The following is a 17818-nucleotide window of genomic DNA, read 5'->3' as shown; positions in this document are numbered from 1 at the left end:
GTGATTGCATGGGGAAAAAGAGAATTTATGAACTAGCGAAAGAAATCAATCAATCGAGTAAAGACGTCGTGGAAAAAGCACATGCATTAGGTATGGATGTGAAAAATCACATGGGTGCAATTTCTTCAGATGATGAATCAAAACTTCGTCAAGCTTTTGGAGGAAAGAAACCTGCACAACCACAACAAAAACCAGCAGCAAAACCGCAACCAACACAAAGCGGTCAAACAAAACCAGCAAATCCGAAACCAGCTAACCAAAATAGCAATAAACCAACACAAAATCACAATAAAGGGCAACAACAAAATCGTAATAACCAAAATCGAAATACGCAAGGAAGCAGCCAAAATATGACACAAAATCGTCCAAACCAAGGACAGCAACAACGTCCGCACCAAAACAATAATCAAAATCGTCCTGCACAATCAGGACAACAAAACAATAATCAAAATCGTCCTGCACAATCAGGACAACAAAACAATAACCAAAATCGTCCTGCACAGTCTGGGCAACAAAATAATCAAAACCGTAACAATACACAACAACGTAATACACAAAATACAAACCAAAACCGTCCAAACCAAGGACAAAGTAACAACCAAGGCAATCAAAATCGCAACAATAATCAAAACCGCAACAACAACTTTGGCGGCGGTGGCCAAAACCGTAATCGTAATGGTGGTTACAACAATCAAAACCGCAATCGTTTCAACAAAAAAGGCAAAAAAGGGAAATACCAAGAATCAACAAAACCTGCAGTGCCAGCACGTAAATTCCGTGAATTACCTGATGTTTTAGAATACACAGAAGGAATGAACGTAGCAGATATCGCGAAGAAAATTCACCGCGAACCAGCAGAAATCATCAAAAAACTCTTTATGATGGGGGTTATGGTCAATCAAAACCAATCATTAGATAAAGAAACAATTGAACTTTTAGCGGTCGATTATGGAATGGAACCGCAAGAAAAAGTCCAAGTTGATGTGGCTGATATCGATAAATTCTTTGAACCAGAAGCTTTAGTGGAAGAAAACCTTGTGACTCGTCCGCCAGTTGTGACGATCATGGGACACGTTGACCACGGGAAAACAACATTGCTTGATACATTACGTAACTCACGTGTGACTTCTGGGGAAGCAGGCGGGATCACTCAGCATATCGGAGCGTACCAGATCGATATCGACGGTAAACCGATCACATTCTTGGATACACCAGGACACGCGGCCTTCACTAGCATGCGTGCACGTGGCGCTGGTATCACAGATATCACGATTTTAGTTGTCGCAGCAGATGACGGTGTGATGCCGCAAACGATCGAAGCGATCAACCATGCAAAAGCCGCAGAAGTACCGATCATCGTAGCAGTCAATAAGGTAGATAAACCAGGAGCTAATCCTGATCATGTAAAACAAGAACTAAGTGAACATGGCTTGATTCCGGAAGAATGGGGCGGAGATACGATTTTCGTCAACATTTCTGCGAAATTCAATCAAAATATCGATGAATTATTAGAAAATATTCTGTTGATCGCAGAAGTCGAAGACCTTAAAGCTGATCCAACACAGCGTGCGATCGGTACAGTCATCGAAGCTCGTTTAGACAAAGGAAAAGGACCTGTTTCAACATTACTTGTTCAACAAGGAACGTTGAAAGTCGGAGATCCGATCGTTGTCGGAAATACCTTTGGACGTGTCCGTGTTATGACAAATGACATTGGTCGTCGTGATAAAGCCGTAGGACCAGCAACACCAGTCGAAATCACAGGGTTAAACGATGTACCGCAAGCAGGTGACCGTTTTGTCGTCTTCGAAGATGAAAAAACAGCCCGTCAAGCAGGTGAAGAACGTGGTAAACGTGCGGTTCTTGAACAACGTTCAGCTAATAACCGTGTTACTTTAGACAACTTATTCGAAAGCCTGAAAGAAGGCGAATTGAAAGATGTCAATGTGATCATCAAAGCGGACGTACAAGGAACTGCTGAAGCCTTGGCTGCAAGCTTACAAAAAATCGATGTTGAAGGCGTTCGTGTGAAAATCGTTCACTCAGCAGTAGGTGCGATCAATGAAAGTGACGTCACACTTGCCGCAGCAAGTAATGCGATCATCATCGGATTTAATGTACGACCTACACCGCAAGCGAAACAACAAGCTGAACAAGAAGAAGTGGATATTCGTTTACACCGCATCATCTACAAAGCGATCGAAGAAATCGAAACAGCGATGAAAGGGATGCTCGATCCAGAGTTTGAAGAAAAAATCACTGGTCAAATGGCTGTCCGTGAGCTGTATAAAGTATCTAAAGTTGGAACGATCGCCGGCTGTTATGTTACAGAAGGATTTATCCGCCGCGACAGTGGTGTTCGTGTGATCCGTGACGGCATCGTGATCTTTGAAGGCAAATTAGCCAGCTTGAAACGCTTTAAAGACGATGCAAAAGAAGTGAAACTTGGCTTTGAATGTGGAGCGATGATCGAAAACTTCAACGACCTTAAAGTTGATGACGTGATCGAAGGCTTTATCATGGAAGAAGTAAAAAAATAAAAAGTTCTCATTAGTAAGAAAGAAGGAGAAACAGTATGGCAAATTATCGTGACCGCCGAGTGGGTCAAGAAATCATGCGGGAAGTCAATGACATCTTGAGAAAACGCGTAAGAGACCCTCGTGTGCAGGATATTACGATCACCGATGTTCGTGTAACAGGTGATTTGCAGCAAGCGACGATCTATTATAGCTTGTTATCTGATCTAGCTTCTGACCAACAAAAAGCTCAGCAAGGATTAGATAAAGCAAAAGGTTTGATTCGTAAAGAACTAGGTCAAGCTTTAACATTATACAAGACGCCTGAGCTGATTTTTGAAAGAGATGAATCTGTACAATATGGCAATCATATTGACGATTTGATCCGCAAATTGAATCAAGGGGATTAATAAAAAAGATCTGGAAGATATTTCTTCCGGATCTTTTTTATTATCTATGTAAAAGTACGGCTCTTATTTTTCCTTTGTAACAAAATTATTTCATTGTAACTAGATTGAAAGCAACTGTAATCTTTTTATCGATTATAAAGAGAAGAAATATGGTACTATTTTATAGCATAAGATTTATTTGAGAAATCGGAGGGGTATTAGTGAAGAAAAAAAGCTTGACCTTATTGATCGTTGGATTAATGACAGCTGGCGGAGCGTTGGCACCAATCAGTGCAATGGCCGAAACAGCTGATAAAAAAATAGAGCAGCAAGATAAAGAAATCTCTGCATTAAAAGAAAAACAAAAAAGTGTAACCACTCAAATCGCTAGCTTGGAAGAGGAAATTTCTTCTATTTATGATAAAGGAATAGAATTGAACAGACAAAAAACGAGTCTGACGCAAGAATCAGAACAGCTGAAAAAAGATATTGCAGCACTGGATGTTCGAATCAATAAACGAACAGAAGCGATCCAAAATCAAGGACGAAATGTTCAAGTAAATGGGCAGGGAGCTCAAATCTTGGATATGATCTTAAATGCAGAATCAATTTCTGATGCTGTTGGACGAGTGCAGGCAATTTCTTCGATTTTGACAGCAAATAATGATCTAGTTAAGCAACAAAAAGAAGATAAAAAACTAGTGGAAACCAAAAAAGTGGATATTCAAAAGAATCTAGTTGCTGTGGAAGATGCAACAAAACAACTTGAGCAAGAAAAAGAGTCTCTTGTAAGTAAACAAGCAGATTTGAATGTATTGAAAGCTGAAGTCGATTCAGAAACTGCTGGGGCTGAAAATTCTAAAAATGAATTAGTGAAGAAACAGCAAGAAACACTAAAAGCTCAGCTCGCAGCTGAAGCAAAGCAAGCAGAAAATAAAAAAGCTGCGGCAGCCAAAGAGCAAAAGACGACTCAAACAACGGCGAGCGAAACACCAACAGCGCCTTCTGCATCAGAAGAAGTAGAAGTACCAGAATCAAACAGCACTGAACAAACCAATACGACTCCTAGTGAAAGTAATTCAACTGATCAAGGAAATACAACACCATCTGAAGGGCCGAAAGATCCTACACCAACACCGCCAGTGACATCTGCGGATGCAACGTTCCAAGCATTAAATGCTTTGCGGACTGCAAATGGATTGAATCCAGTGAGCTGGGATGCAGGTTTAGCTGCTTCTGCTGGAGCCAGAGCATCAATGATGCAGGACTATCAAATTCCATCGGATCATTGGAACAGAGGCGATGAAGTAATAGCCTTTATGTTTGCACCTGGAAACTCTGTGATCATGGCTTGGTATAATGAAACGAACATGGTTTCACCATCTGGAACAGGACACCGTGATTGGGAAATGAATCCGAGCATGACACGTGTCGGCTTTGGGTATGCGGGTGATGTGATCGTTGGTCACTCTGCCTAATAACAAATAATAACGAAACAGTGTGGTTCAAAATCATTTTTGGATCGCACTGTTTTTTTACCATAAAATAATCGGTATAAACTTTAGCTTACTTGACCTTGAAAGAATGAATTTTCATATGCTTCTATGTTATAATAAGCAAGTTAGTAATCTTCGTATTAGGAGGCTAAATCGATGGATGGTATTTTACCTTTATGGAAAGAACGTGGAATGACAAGTCATGACTGCGTATTCAAATTAAGGAAAATTTTACATACAAAAAAAATTGGTCACGGCGGGACCTTAGATCCTGATGTTTCGGGTGTCTTGCCGATTTGTATCGGAAAAGGAACCAAAGTGATCGAATATATGGTTGATTCAGGGAAAACCTACGAAGGGGAAATCACCTTAGGTTTTTCTACAACAACTGAAGATAGTAGTGGAGAAATAGTTGAAAAACATAAATTAGCAGCGCCTTTTACAACAACAGAAATCGATGCCGCAATGCAGCAAATGACAGGTACGATCACGCAAATTCCGCCCATGTTTTCAGCGGTCAAAGTAAATGGTAAGCGTCTTTATGAGTATGCAAGAAATGGTGAAGAAGTAGAGCGTCCAAAACGAACTGCACAGATTCATTCGTTTGAACGAACTTCTGAGCCGGTATTTGATTCAATAAACGGCACACAGAGCTGGCGCTTTAAAGTAGTTTGCGGCAAAGGGACTTATGTTCGAACACTATCTGTCGATACAGGGGCACTTTTAGAAGTGCCGGCCCATATGTCTGACTTAACAAGAACAGCAAGCGGCGGGCTGACTGCTAGCCAATGTTTATCATTGGAACAAGTCGCAGAAAAAATGGCGCAAGAAGCTATAGATCAAGTATTATTACCGATCGAGACAGCAGTTACTGATTTTCAGCGGATCGATTTGTCAGATGAGCTTTATCAAAAGGTCAAAAATGGTGTTCGATTGACTAAAAATGAATTAGGACTAAATGAAATGCCAGAAGAGCTAGTTGCTTTATTTTATCATGATCAGGTTGTTAGTCTTTATATGGCTCATCCAACGAAAGAAAATGTTTTAAAACCAAGCAAAGTCTTACGAAATAATTAATAGAAAGAAGTTTTAGTATGCAAGTGATTTCAATTCGACATCCTTATCAACCAGAACAAATTCCGTCAGATGAAGTAGTAATGGTATTAGGTTTTTTCGATGGTGTTCATCGTGGACATCAAAAGGTGATTGAAACGGGTAAAAAATATGCTGAAGAACACAACTTAAAATTAGCCGTTATGACGTTTAATCAGCATCCTTCGATTGTTTTTCAAAAGGTGTTGCCCGAAAATATGAAATATTTGAGCAGCTTAGAGCAAAAAGAACGTTTGATGGAACGCTTAGGAGTTGATATTTTATACGTGATCGAGTTTACTTCTGCGTTTGCTCATTTGGCGCCGCAGGATTTTATTGATCAATATATTGTAGGCTTACATGGAAAAGCAGCTGTTTCAGGGTTCGATTATACCTATGGTCCTAAAGACATTGCGGATGTGGCTCATCTACCTGGTTATGCAAAAGACCGCTTTAAAGTGATCACTGTCAGTAAAGAAGAGTTAGCCGGTGAAAAAATAAGTTCCACTCGAATTCGTTCCTTGATGGAACAAGGTCGAATGGAAGAAGCTTCCGAATTGTTAGGGTATGTTTATGAGACAGATGGGACGGTTGTTCATGGAGATGCTAGAGGTCGTTTACTAGGCTTTCCAACAGCGAATATCAAAGTAAAAAGTACGGTTCGTTTGCCAAGGATCGGTGTCTATGCTGTCAAAATCAAGATCGGTGAACGATGGTATGTTGGAATGGGGTCGATCGGTCATAATGATACATTTGGTGATGGTCGGGAATTGACTGTAGAAGTGTATATTTTAGATTTTCATCAGGATATTTATGGTGAACAAGTGACTGTAAGCTGGAATCATTATTTAAGAGACCAAGTGAAATTTGATGGTGCTGATAGTTTGATCGTGCAATTGAAACAAGATGAGCAGGATACAACTGATTACTTTTCACAAGAGAATTGAGTCAACGACCAAATTAAAAACGGTTTGGGCAAATGTGGTGAACGTTCAGTTTTTTGCTTGAGAAAATTAGATAATATAAAGTTTTTATAAACTATCCTAAATTTGTGCTCGAGTGGATAGGTACGCGTTATACTTTGTAGAAAATGGATAAAAAATAGTCAAGGAGAGGTTTATGGCAGAAAAAAAAGATAAGAAGAAGCCGTCAAAGAAAAAACAAAAGAAAAAAGAGCAGGCAGCTAAAAGAAAAAAGAAGCGTGTAACTCTTTCGATTTTGTTGATCGTCATTATTCTGAGCGGTGTTTCTTTTTTGATTTGGTTTTATATAAATTTAGATTATCAAGATCATTCGAATCCATCATATGAAGGATACCGATTTTCTCCATCGCCTTTAGCCATTACTCTTGCCGATAAGCAGAAAGAAGATGTGATCCTAGAAGATGGGAGCCGTTTAAATCCTGATTTTGCAGAATCGTCGATCGAGAGGTTAGCGAAAAATAAGTCTGTTTATTATCCGCCTGAACGTCCGTCTTTCCGTTTGTTGAATCAGGATAACAAACAAACGACTTATAGGCTTAGTGCAGATTTAGAAAGTGCAAATCATCTTAAAACAGTTGAATTTAGTGTTTTTGGTGAAACAGATGGAACGAACGATCTAAAAACCTATCAAGCCGTTTATCATTCTGAAACGAATACGTGGGATACAGATGTTTTGATCAAGAATCATCAAGAAGCTGGCGATTATCAAGTAACTCTAAAAATCACTAGAGAAAATGGTGAGATAGAAACGGTTCCATTTGGAAACTTTACTGTAGATCAGCCGACTCTTCAATCTGAAATTGACGGTACAGAGGTTTCAAAAGGCCAATTTGAAATCAATCTTTCAGTATCAAGTAAATCAGATACGGAAAAATTAACGGCAACTGTCTGGTCAAAAGAAGATCAGAGTGATAAAAAAGTATATGATGCTAAACGTCAAGAAGGCAATTCCTATAAGGTTCATGTGGATTATGAGGATTTTGATTTTATCAATGGCATTTATCATGCAAATACTGAGTTCATTGGTAAGAATGGATTAAAAGCTGAGAGCGATGCTGGTGCGGTAGAAATCAATTTACGCCGTCCTGTTCGTATCCGATTGATGCAGGAGACGGCTCTTTACCAAAACCGCCAGTTGTCAAAAGCTGTTCGGCAACTCTCTGCTAATAGTATGGCCTATGTTAGAGGAATCGTTTTTAATAATGATAAGAAAATATACAGAACGACAGAGGGCTATATTCCGGCAGACAATGTTGAAGTGAGCGAAATGATGGATGATATTCGGTATGTTGCTCATCGAGGAAATCATAAAGCTGCACCAGAAAATTCCCTTCCAGCGTTTCAACAGTCAAATAGCTGGGGCATTGAGACCGATATCCGCTTGACTAAGGATAAAAAATGGGTGATCATGCATGATCAGTCCGTTGATCGAATGACGAATGGTAAAGGGAAGGTTAGCGATTTGACACTTGCTCAAATCAACGCTTTGCGAATCGACCAAGGATCGAATAAAGAAAATTATTCCGAAGAACAATTGGTTGTTCCAACATTGGAAGACTTTTTAACTGTTATGAATACAAAACAAAGTATTCCGTTTATAGAAATTAAAGCAAACAAAGTAGACGCTGCTGATTATGATAGTTTAGTCAATTCGATCAATTATTATGGATTGGCGAATACAGCAGTTGTTATTTCTTTCGATTATAAGCATTTGGTTGAAGTTAAAAGAAGACTTCCAGATGTTCAGGTTCAACTGTTGGCAAATAGGCTGGATGAGCAGATGATCGAACAAGTCAGCCAGCTTGGAGGAAATTCTGGTTTGGATATCAAGTATGAAAGTGTGGCAGATCGTGCTGATTTGATCGCGCTAGCTCAGAACAAAGGATTGTCCGTCAATCTGTGGGGAGTTCCTCAGAGTGAATTCAAGAAGATGGAAGCATTGGGGATCAATAATCTGACAACAGATTATGACTAGCCAACAGAATAAACGAAATTAAATCTACAGATATTGATTTTAAAGGAATGGATTGCAATGATCGAAACAAATAAAGGAAATAATAAAATTTCAGCATATATCCACATTCCATTTTGTGAACATATCTGCTACTACTGTGATTTCAATAAAGTATTTCTTGAAGGACAGCCGGTAGATGAATATATTCAGGCGCTATTAAAAGAAATTGACTTGACGAAAAGTCGATTTCCTAGCCAAGAAATGGAAACAATCTATATTGGCGGAGGTACACCGACTTCCTTATCTGCTAAGCAGCTTGCTGTTTTACTGGAGGGAGTTCGTACATTATTACCATTCAACGCTAAAAATGAGTTTACTGTAGAGGCCAACCCTGGCGATTTAACGCAGGAAAAGCTCCATGTGATGAAAGAATATGGAGTCAATCGTTTATCGATGGGGGTTCAAACCTTTGATAACCAATTGCTGAAAAAAATTGGTCGCAAGCATACAGCGGAGGATGTTTATGACACAATGAAGTTCCTTGAAAAGGAAAATTTCTCCAATGTAAGTATCGATTTGATCTATGCGCTGCCGGGGCAAACGTTAGAAGGCTTTAGAGATACATTAAAACGTGCGATCGAGCTTGATTTACCGCATTATTCTTTGTATTCATTGATACTGGAAAACAAAACAATGTTCATGAACTGGGTGAGACAAGGCCGTCTTCAATTGCCGGATCAAGAAGTTGAGGCGCAAATGTTTGAAGAAACGATCATCGCGATGGAAAAAGGCGGACGGCGGCAATATGAAGTGAGCAATTTTGCTTTGCCTGGGAAAGAAAGTCAGCATAATCTAGTCTACTGGGATAATGATCATTATTATGGTTTTGGTGCGGGAGCAAGCGGCTATTTAGGTCATACTCGTTACCGTAATCACGGACCGATTCAGCATTACCTAACTCCTTTACGCAATGGGCAATTACCAGTTGTAGAATCGGAAAAATTGACGATCGATAATCAAATGGAAGAACAGCTTTTCTTAGGTTTGCGTAAGAAAAAAGGCGTATCTAAGCAGCAGTTTGAAGATAAATTTGGTATTCCTATCGAGCAAGTATACGGTGAAGTGATTTTAACCTTAGTAAAGCGTGGTTTACTTACGGATCGAGCTGGTTATCTTCAGCTAACAGAACAAGGGTTGTTCGTTGGAAATGATGTATTTGAAGAATTTTTGATCGATAAATAACAGGAAAAAGAAAAGAGGCACAAGAGCTTTTGATATATAAAAGCTCTTGTGCTTTTTCTAGCGTTCCAGAATTAGCACTCTTTGCTACAGAGTGCTAAAAAAGTATGTTTTTCTCTTGACAATTCAGAAAGAACTTGCTATATTAATACTTGTATTAGCACTTGAATAACATGAGTGCTAATGAAGGGTGGTAACTATGATAACTGACAGACAAAAGAATATTTTGCGACTTATCATCCAGGAATACACAAACACAGGAATGCCCGTTGGATCAAAGAAGTTGATGGAAGAAGGGATCCAGTCCAGTTCAGCAACTATTCGTAACGATATGAAAGCTTTAGAAGAGCTTGGGCTGCTGCTAAAGACGCATTCTTCTTCTGGTCGAATTCCTTCAATGGATGGTTATCGCTATTACGTTGATCATTTATTGCGTCCAACAGAAATTGAACATGAGGAATTACAGACGATCCGTCATTCCTTTGGCAAAGAGTTTCACGAAATCAATGATATCATTGAGCAATCGGCAGAGATTCTTTCTGAATTGACCAGCTACACAGCGTTTTCTTTAGGACCTGAAATGAAAGAGCGGCGCTTGACTGGTTTTCGAATCGTTCCTTTGAATGAACGGCAGATCATCGCGATCATCGTGACGGACAAAGGCAATGTCGAAAGTCAGGTCTTTGCGGTACCAGCTTCAGTTTCCAGTCAGGATCTAGAGAAGATGACACAGATCATCAACGATAAATTAGTTGGACAGCCGCTTTTGACCGTCTATCATCGTCTGCGGACTGAGATACCGATGATTTTACATCGTTATTTTCAAACACCTGATGGGATGATGAATTTATTTGATGCTATGTTAGGACATGCATTTGAAGAAAAAGTATTTGTCAGTGGTCGAATGAATTTATTTAACTTTGGTGTGCAAAATGATTTGGATCAATTGAAATCTGTGTACTCATTTATGCAAAACACAGATGCGATCACACATTTATTGACGGCAGATGAACAAAATGACGCGAAGATCGCCATTCGAATCGGTTCAGAGATCGGGAATGATCTATTGGATAATATGAGTATGATCACTGCATCGTATGAAGTAGCAGGACATGGGAAAGGGACGATCGCATTATTAGGACCGACAAGCATGCCGTATTCAAAAATGTTTGGCTTAGTCGATGTGTTTCGTCATGAATTAGCGTCAAAACTTGGAGCTTATTATCGTTTCCTTGATGAATAAGTAAAAAGTAAAAATATAGAATTTTGATTCTACGGAAATGAGAAGGGAAGTTGCCAGAGTGAGTAAAGAAGAGACTAATGAAGAATTACAAGAAGAACAGACGAATTCAGTCGATGAATCAGTCGTCTCTGAAACAACTGAAACAGAAGTTGAAAAATCAGAACTTGAAACAGCTCAAGATGAATTATCTGAAATGGAAGATAAATTTTTAAGAGCTCGTGCAGAGATTGCTAATATGAGCAATCGCTTTAAGAACGAACGTGAATTGCTTGTTCGGTATCGTTCGCAGGATCTAGGTAAAAAGTTATTGCCTTCGATCGATAATCTAGAACGTGCAATGGCTATCGAAGTCGATGATGAACAAGGTGCAAGCTTGAAAAAAGGAATCGCGATGGTTCTGGAGAGTGTTCAAGCAGCTTTGAAAGAAGAAGGAATTGAAGAAATCCCAGCAATGGGCGAACCTTTTGATCCTAATTTACATCAGGCAGTCCAAACGATTCCTGCAACCGATGATACACCAGCAGATACAATCGTGGAAGTGCTGCAAAAAGGCTATAAGCTACATGATCGTGTTTTACGAGCGAGTATGGTTGTTGTTGCACAATAGTGACAAAACGAAAACTTGCATGATATAAATTGAATACAACAAAAATCAAAACAGAGATAGGAGATCATTAATTATGAGTAAAATTATTGGTATTGACTTAGGAACAACAAACTCAGCAGTTGCAGTATTAGAAGGCGGAGAAGCAAAAATCATTGCTAATCCAGAAGGAAATCGTACAACACCTTCTGTTGTATCATTCAAAAACGGTGAAATCCAAGTTGGTGAAGTAGCAAAACGTCAAGCTGTTACAAACCCACATACAATTTCATCAATCAAACGTCACATGGGTGAAGCAGGATTCAAAGTAGAAGCAGATGGCAAATCTTATACACCGCAAGAAATTTCTGCGATGATTTTACAATATCTAAAAGGGTTTGCAGAAGAATACCTTGGCGAAAAAGTAGATAAAGCGGTTATCACTGTGCCAGCTTACTTTAACGATGCACAACGTCAAGCAACAAAAGATGCTGGTAAAATCGCTGGTTTAGAAGTTGAACGTATTGTTAACGAACCAACAGCTGCAGCTTTAGCTTATGGTTTAGACAAAACAGATAAAGACGAAAAAGTTTTAGTATTTGACCTTGGTGGTGGTACTTTTGACGTATCGATCCTTGAATTAGGTGACGGAGTCTTTGATGTACTATCTACAGCGGGAGATAACGAATTAGGTGGAGATGACTTTGATAATAAAATCATCGATCACATGGTAGCTGAATTCAAAAAAGAAAACGGCATTGACTTATCACAAGATAAAATGGCTGTTCAACGTTTGAAAGATGCTGCTGAAAAAGCGAAAAAAGATTTATCAGGTGTGACATCAACTCAAATCAGCTTACCATTTATCACAGCAGGAGACGCTGGTCCATTGCATTTAGAAATGAACTTGACTCGTGCAAAATTTGATGAATTGACAAGCGATTTAGTAGAGCGTACAAAAACACCTGTACGTCAAGCGTTGAAAGATGCTGGTTTGAATCCATCTGAAATCGATGAAGTTATTTTAGTCGGTGGTTCAACTCGTATTCCAGCAGTTGTAGAAGCTGTACGTAAAGAAACAAACAAAGAACCAAACAAATCAGTAAACCCAGATGAAGTAGTTGCGATGGGTGCAGCTATTCAAGGTGGCGTTATCACTGGTGATGTGAAAGACGTTGTTTTACTAGACGTTACGCCATTATCATTAGGTATCGAAACAATGGGTGGTGTGTTTACTAAATTGATCGATCGTAATACAACGATCCCAACAAGTAAATCACAAGTCTTCTCTACAGCAGCAGACAACCAACCAGCCGTAGATATCCATGTATTGCAAGGTGAACGTCCAATGTCAGCAGACAACAAAACATTAGGTCGTTTCCAATTGACTGATATTCCAGCTGCTCCTCGTGGTGTACCTCAAATCGAAGTAAGCTTCGATATTGATAAAAACGGTATCGTAAACGTACGTGCCAAAGATTTAGGAACACAAAAAGAACAAACGATCACGATCAAATCATCTTCTGGTTTATCAGATGAAGAAATCGAACGTATGGTGAAAGACGCTGAATCTAATGCAGAAGCAGATAAAGCGCGTAAAGAAGAGGTTGATCTACGTAACGATGTGGATGCTTTACTATTCACTGTTGATAAAACATTGAAAGAATTAGAAGGCAAAGTCGATGCAGATGAAGTGAAGAAAGCAGAAGACGCTCGTGATGAATTGAAAGCTGCTGTTGAAGCCAACGATATCGAACAAATGAAAGCAAAACGTGATTCATTAAACGAAATCGTACAAAACTTAACGGTTAAACTTTATGAACAAGCAGCACAACAACAAGCGCAAGAAAATCCTGAAGCTGCCCAAGGTGGAGCAGACGATGTTGTAGATGCTGACTTTGAAGAAGTAGAAGGCGACGATAAATAATCATTGTTCGTAACAAGCTGGCAAGGACCAAAGTCATCGCTTTGGTCTTTGCCTATCTTTATTTATAAGGGAAAAGGCGTACAAATTTAGGGAAGCTATTTTGCTTTTACCTAATTTGTGGTATGATTACAACGATGTTTTTATCGAAATAAACAGATGTCGGTTCTTTTATAGATGGAATAATAGTTGGAGGGGAACTAATGGCTAAAAGAGATTATTATGAAGTACTGGGTCTGTCTAAAGGTGCTTCAGATGATGAAATAAAAAAAGCATATCGTAAGCTTTCGAAACAATATCACCCAGATATCAACAAAGAAGCAGATGCTGAAGAAAAGTTCAAGGAAGTTTCTGAGGCTTATGAAATCTTAAGTGATCCACAGAAAAAAGCAGCCTATGATCAATACGGTCATGCGGGAACAGATCCTAATTATGGCGGTGGCGGTGGTTTCGGCGGCTTTGGTGGCGGCGGATTCAGCAGCAGCGGTTTCGGTGGGTTCGAGGATATTTTTGATTCCTTCTTTGGCGGCGGCTCACGAACTGTGGACCCAACTGCGCCAAGACAAGGTGCTGATCTTCAATACACTGTCACACTTAAATTTGAAGAAGCGATTTTTGGTGTCGAAAAAGAAATCAAATACAATCGTGAAGATAACTGTAGTACCTGCGGCGGTAATGGTGCCAAACCGGGGACACATCCAGAAACGTGTCACAAATGTCATGGTTCAGGTTCGATCAATGTTGAACGTCAAACACCACTTGGCCGCGTGATGAGTCGTCAAACCTGTGATGTCTGCCGTGGTACAGGAAAAGAAATCAAGGACCCATGTCCAACTTGTCATGGTACAGGGCATGAGAAAAAAGCGCATAAAGTCAAAGTCAATGTACCAGCAGGTGTAGAAGACGGACAACAAATGCGATTAGCTAATCAAGGGGAAGCAGGCATGAACGGTGGACCATACGGTGATCTATATGTGGTCTTCAGTGTGGAAGATAGCAATATCTTCGATCGTGAAGGGTCTGAGATCTATTATGATTTGCCATTAAGCTTTGTACAGGCAGCGCTTGGGGATGAAGTGAAAGTACCAACAGTTCATGGCGATGTTAAATTAAAAATCCCAGCAGGTACACAAACTGAGACCAACTTCCGTTTAAGAGGAAAAGGTGCGCCGCGTTTACGTGGTGGTGCCAATGGTGACCAACATGTCAAAGTGAAGATCATCACGCCGAAAAACTTGAACGAAGAACAAAAAGAAGCATTGCGGACGTTTGCAAAAGCAGGCGGTCAAACAGTAGAAGAACAACAAGACGAGGGTTTCTTTGATAAAATGAAAGATGCTTTTGGCGGTAAAAAGAAAAAATAAAAGAATCTCAGCTCATACGGTAATCATATGAGCTGGGATTTTTTTAATTCTGATAAATATGAAGTAGTTCTTCAAACCGGCGCTTTAGTTCATCGCGAACATGATCAGGACCCAGACATTCACATTGATTGCCAAATCCCATCAATAAATGATAACCAAAGTCATCTTCCATAAAGGGAAATTCGACAATTATTTTATCAACTTCTGGTGTTTCAATGAAATCTAGCTGTCCGAATTTATCTACTAGTTGCTCCTTTACTTTATAAGTCACTTTCAAAGTAATGGTCGTCCATTTTTTACCATAAAACGGTTCTTTTCCTAAAGGTTTAGGCTGGAATTCTCGAGGAGTGAACGCCTTTTCTAGTAAATCTAGATGGCTGATTCGAGAGAGCTTAAAGGTTCGAAAATCGTTTCTTTCCAAGCAAAAAGCTTGTAGGTACCAGCTGATCTCTTTTAAGACGAGACGATAAGGTTCGACTGTCCTTGTGGTTTTCATGCCTTGATTATCTGAATAGTCAAAACGCAATAATTGATGCCGTTCCATCCCTGATTTAATGGTCTCTAAAAAAGGCTGTAGTGGTTGATTGCTTGTCCAAGGTGTTAAATCGATAGAGATTTGATGGGACTTTAACTTGATTTCTTCTGAAAGATGGTCAGGTACAAGGGTTTTGATTTTTTCAGCCGTTTGATTTGCTTGAACCGCTGAAACATTACTGGACAAACTTTCTAAAGCGATCAATAAAGAGGTAATATCAGTTGAAGTAAAAAAATGCTTATCGATCTTGTAGTTGTCCATGATCTGAATGCCGCCATTTACACCCGGTAAAGCAGTAACAGGGACACCAGCTTCGCTTAGAGAGTTGATATCGCGGTAAATAGTCCGGACAGAGACTTCGAATAGTTCAGCCAGCTTTGTTGCGCTGATTTGTTTTCTATCTAAAAGAATCATGATGATTCCGAGTAAACGTTCTGTTTTCACTAACTTCACTGCTTTCTAGTTGAGATATCTCTATTATAACGAAAAAGCTATCCTTTTAGGAAAAAAAATTACTAGAAAAAAACTTGTTTCTTTTTTTTGAGTGTGCTATCATACAAGTGTAGAAATTGAATATGTATTGATTTAGATGGAAGTTTGGTTAGATTCCAATACGGTCCCGCCACTGTAATGAGCAGCTATGCTATAAGTCAGGTCTTTCTGTTTCAATACCCCGTACTATTGTTTCGAGGCAAGACAATAGGGCACATGGAGCGTTCTTTTTAGCATACAGCTACGAAAGAACACACAAAAATGTGAGAGATGTACGACGAAGTACACCGCAACGGTTGAAGCCTATTTTTTGTGTCCAAAAAACTAAATTGAATAAAAAACACGAAGTAGTGTTTTTAACGAGCAATGAAGCCGTGAAAAAGATGTCCTTGTCTTTTTTGCGGCTTTTTTTGAAGAAATGAAAGGAGCAGACCATTGGAAACTATTACTTTTCCCACTACGCTACATATTGGAGCCGATGTTTTAAAGGGACTAAGCACTTATAAGAATCAACGAATTTTCATTGTTACAGATCCTTTTATGGTTCAATCAAATAAGATCGAACAGATCACAAAGCATTTTCAGCCGAGTAATCAGCTAAAAATTTTCAGTAATGTGATCCCTGATCCGCCGATCGAAAATGTTATTTTGGGGATCGACTCTTTAACAGAATTTGCCCCAACACTTTTGATCGCAGTAGGTGGCGGCTCGCCGATCGACGCAGCCAAAGCAATGAAATTTTTTAGTCAAAAGCTTGAGAAAGTATCTGAGCTACCATTTATCGTGATCCCGACTACAAGCGGGACTGGTTCGGAAGTGACTAATTTTTCAGTCATTACGAATCAGGAAAAAGGAACGAAGTATCCCCTAGTAACATCTGAAATTCAACCAAACGAAGCTTATCTAGCTTCTGAGCTGGTCATTAGTGCACCCAGAAATATAACTTCTGATACTGGGATGGATGTTTTGACGCATGCACTTGAAGCATATGTATCCACAAAAGCAACTGTATTTTCAGATGCCTTATGTGAGAAAGTTGTCGTTTTAGTCTTCGAGAATTTAGTGCAATGTTATCAAAATGGAGACGATATCCATGCACGTGAGCAAATGCATTATGCCTCTTGCATGGCTGGAATGGCATTCAATCTGACTTCACTTGGAATCAATCATGGTATTGCCCATGCTGCAGGCGCTAAACTGCATGTCGCTCATGGTCGTTTGAATTCCTTACTGTTAGAAGAAGTTATTCAGTTTAATGCTGGCTGCGGTACGGTTTCTAAAGACTATGATCAACGAACAGCAGAAAGATATGCATATCTTGCAACTCTTTTAGGTCATGAAAAATCGACTGGCAGAGCGGGTGTCAAACAATTGGTACGAGCGATCAAGCGTTTGAAACAGCAACTAGCAATGCCAAATACGCTAAAAGAAGCTGGTGTTTCTGATCAACATTTCCAACAGTTTAAAGAAGAAATTGCTAAGAGTGCTTTAAAAGATGGCTGTACAGCAACGAATCCAAAGGTTCCAACGAAAGCCGATATTTTGCAGATTTTGGAAAAGATCAAATAAGCAGCTTATTTATAAAATGGGGTTGTCCAAAAAAAAGAACCATGATAGTGTTAATGAGCTGAGAAAAAGAGGGAAAGATCATGGCTGAAAAACAACGTATGATTCAAGAGTATGTACCAGGCAAACAAATCACACTGGCTCATATTATCGCTAATCCAAATCCGGAGATCTATGAAAAATTAGGACTGGTGGATGTTGAAACAAATGCGATCGGTATTTTAACGATCACGCCAAGTGAAGCTGCGATCATTGCAGTGGATATTGCAACAAAAGCAGGAGCTATCAAAATTGGCTTTATCGACCGTTTCAGTGGTTCAGTTGTGATCACCGGAGACATCGCCTCAGTAGAATCCGCCTTAGCAGAAGTCTTAGCGGGATTAGGGAATATTTTAGGGTTTAATGAAACACATATAACAAAAACATAAGAGAAAAGGATGAA

Annotated in this window: 14 protein-coding genes and 1 riboswitch; of the genes, 13 read left to right on the top strand and 1 reads right to left on the bottom strand. The window is 39.4% G+C overall.

The features are described from left to right. Positions 1-8: 8 nt before the first annotated feature. The 11 genes from infB (at position 9) to dnaJ (ending at position 14783) form a co-directional block, all read left to right on the top strand. Positions 9-2540 carry a translation initiation factor IF-2 gene (gene infB, locus A5889_RS03450; RefSeq protein WP_087641452.1) on the top strand — a complete coding sequence of 844 codons (2532 nt, stop codon included), beginning with the start codon at positions 9-11 and terminating at the stop codon, positions 2538-2540. A gap of 35 nt (positions 2541-2575) precedes the next feature. After that, a complete protein-coding gene (rbfA, locus tag A5889_RS03445; RefSeq protein WP_087641453.1) occupies positions 2576-2926 on the top strand; it encodes a 30S ribosome-binding factor RbfA in 351 nt (116 codons plus the stop codon). Between the two features lie 200 nt (positions 2927-3126). Further along, positions 3127-4383, top strand: coding sequence for a coiled-coil domain-containing protein (locus A5889_RS03440; RefSeq protein ID WP_087641454.1), 1257 nt, complete (start codon positions 3127-3129; stop codon positions 4381-4383). Between the two features lie 174 nt (positions 4384-4557). Continuing rightward, positions 4558-5478, top strand: coding sequence for a tRNA pseudouridine(55) synthase TruB (gene truB, locus A5889_RS03435; RefSeq protein ID WP_087641455.1), 921 nt, complete (start codon positions 4558-4560; stop codon positions 5476-5478). Between the two features lie 17 nt (positions 5479-5495). Next, positions 5496-6440: a riboflavin biosynthesis protein RibF gene (gene ribF, locus A5889_RS03430; protein ID WP_087641456.1), complete on the top strand. Its 945-nt coding sequence runs from the start codon at positions 5496-5498 to the stop codon at positions 6438-6440. A gap of 172 nt (positions 6441-6612) precedes the next feature. Then, on the top strand, positions 6613-8451 hold the full coding sequence (locus A5889_RS03425) for a glycerophosphodiester phosphodiesterase family protein (RefSeq protein WP_087641457.1): 1839 nt from the start codon (positions 6613-6615) through the stop codon (positions 8449-8451). 57 nt (positions 8452-8508) lie between these two features. Further along, positions 8509-9672, top strand: coding sequence for a radical SAM family heme chaperone HemW (gene hemW, locus A5889_RS03420; RefSeq protein ID WP_087641458.1), 1164 nt, complete (start codon positions 8509-8511; stop codon positions 9670-9672). Between the two features lie 196 nt (positions 9673-9868). Continuing rightward, positions 9869-10912, top strand: coding sequence for a heat-inducible transcriptional repressor HrcA (gene hrcA, locus A5889_RS03415; RefSeq protein ID WP_087641459.1), 1044 nt, complete (start codon positions 9869-9871; stop codon positions 10910-10912). Between the two features lie 37 nt (positions 10913-10949). Continuing rightward, the gene (gene grpE / locus A5889_RS03410; RefSeq protein ID WP_087641460.1) at positions 10950-11519 is read left to right on the top strand and encodes a nucleotide exchange factor GrpE; all 570 of its coding nucleotides are present in this window, start codon (positions 10950-10952) and stop codon (positions 11517-11519) included. Between the two features lie 73 nt (positions 11520-11592). Further along, a complete protein-coding gene (gene dnaK / locus A5889_RS03405) occupies positions 11593-13422 on the top strand; it encodes a molecular chaperone DnaK (protein ID WP_087641461.1) in 1830 nt (609 codons plus the stop codon). 200 nt (positions 13423-13622) lie between these two features. Beyond that, entirely contained in the window at positions 13623-14783 is a 1161-nt protein-coding gene (gene dnaJ / locus A5889_RS03400; RefSeq protein WP_087641462.1) for a molecular chaperone DnaJ, read from the top strand. A gap of 43 nt (positions 14784-14826) precedes the next feature. On the opposite strand, the gene A5889_RS03395 is transcribed toward dnaJ, so the two are convergent. Next, positions 14827-15762, bottom strand: a complete 936-nt coding sequence (locus A5889_RS03395) for a helix-turn-helix transcriptional regulator (protein WP_087641463.1) — start codon at positions 15760-15762, stop codon at positions 14827-14829. A gap of 123 nt (positions 15763-15885) precedes the next feature. Next, positions 15886-16028, top strand: a riboswitch (adenosylcobalamin (AdoCbl) riboswitch). Positions 16029-16245: 217 nt separating this feature from the next. Between A5889_RS03395 and A5889_RS03390 the strand changes: the two genes are divergently transcribed. Beyond that, positions 16246-17379 carry a 1-propanol dehydrogenase PduQ gene (locus tag A5889_RS03390; RefSeq protein WP_087641464.1) on the top strand — a complete coding sequence of 378 codons (1134 nt, stop codon included), beginning with the start codon at positions 16246-16248 and terminating at the stop codon, positions 17377-17379. A gap of 80 nt (positions 17380-17459) precedes the next feature. After that, entirely contained in the window at positions 17460-17804 is a 345-nt protein-coding gene (locus A5889_RS03385) for a BMC domain-containing protein (RefSeq protein WP_087641465.1), read from the top strand. Positions 17805-17818: the final 14 nt, after the last annotated feature.

The organism is Enterococcus sp. 9D6_DIV0238 (assembly GCF_002174455.2).
GTDB lineage: Bacteria > Bacillota > Bacilli > Lactobacillales > Enterococcaceae > Enterococcus_L > Enterococcus_L dunnyi.
Note: the sequence above shows the minus strand (reverse complement) of the source record. Positions and strands in the feature narration are given on the sequence as shown.

What these genes read in the sequence shown, in the direction of transcription:
- infB (WP_087641452.1), top strand. Translation starts at nt 9, where the DNA reads ATGGGGAAAAAGAGAATTTATGAACTAGCGAAAGAAATCAATCAATCG.
- rbfA (WP_087641453.1), top strand. Translation starts at nt 2,576, where the DNA reads ATGGCAAATTATCGTGACCGCCGAGTGGGTCAAGAAATCATGCGGGAA.
- truB (WP_087641455.1), top strand. Translation starts at nt 4,558, where the DNA reads ATGGATGGTATTTTACCTTTATGGAAAGAACGTGGAATGACAAGTCAT.
- ribF (WP_087641456.1), top strand. Translation starts at nt 5,496, where the DNA reads ATGCAAGTGATTTCAATTCGACATCCTTATCAACCAGAACAAATTCCG.
- A5889_RS03425 (WP_087641457.1), top strand. Translation starts at nt 6,613, where the DNA reads ATGGCAGAAAAAAAAGATAAGAAGAAGCCGTCAAAGAAAAAACAAAAG.
- hemW (WP_087641458.1), top strand. Translation starts at nt 8,509, where the DNA reads ATGATCGAAACAAATAAAGGAAATAATAAAATTTCAGCATATATCCAC.
- hrcA (WP_087641459.1), top strand. Translation starts at nt 9,869, where the DNA reads ATGATAACTGACAGACAAAAGAATATTTTGCGACTTATCATCCAGGAA.
- grpE (WP_087641460.1), top strand. Translation starts at nt 10,950, where the DNA reads ATGAGAAGGGAAGTTGCCAGAGTGAGTAAAGAAGAGACTAATGAAGAA.
- dnaK (WP_087641461.1), top strand. Translation starts at nt 11,593, where the DNA reads ATGAGTAAAATTATTGGTATTGACTTAGGAACAACAAACTCAGCAGTT.
- dnaJ (WP_087641462.1), top strand. Translation starts at nt 13,623, where the DNA reads ATGGCTAAAAGAGATTATTATGAAGTACTGGGTCTGTCTAAAGGTGCT.
- A5889_RS03385 (WP_087641465.1), top strand. Translation starts at nt 17,460, where the DNA reads ATGGCTGAAAAACAACGTATGATTCAAGAGTATGTACCAGGCAAACAA.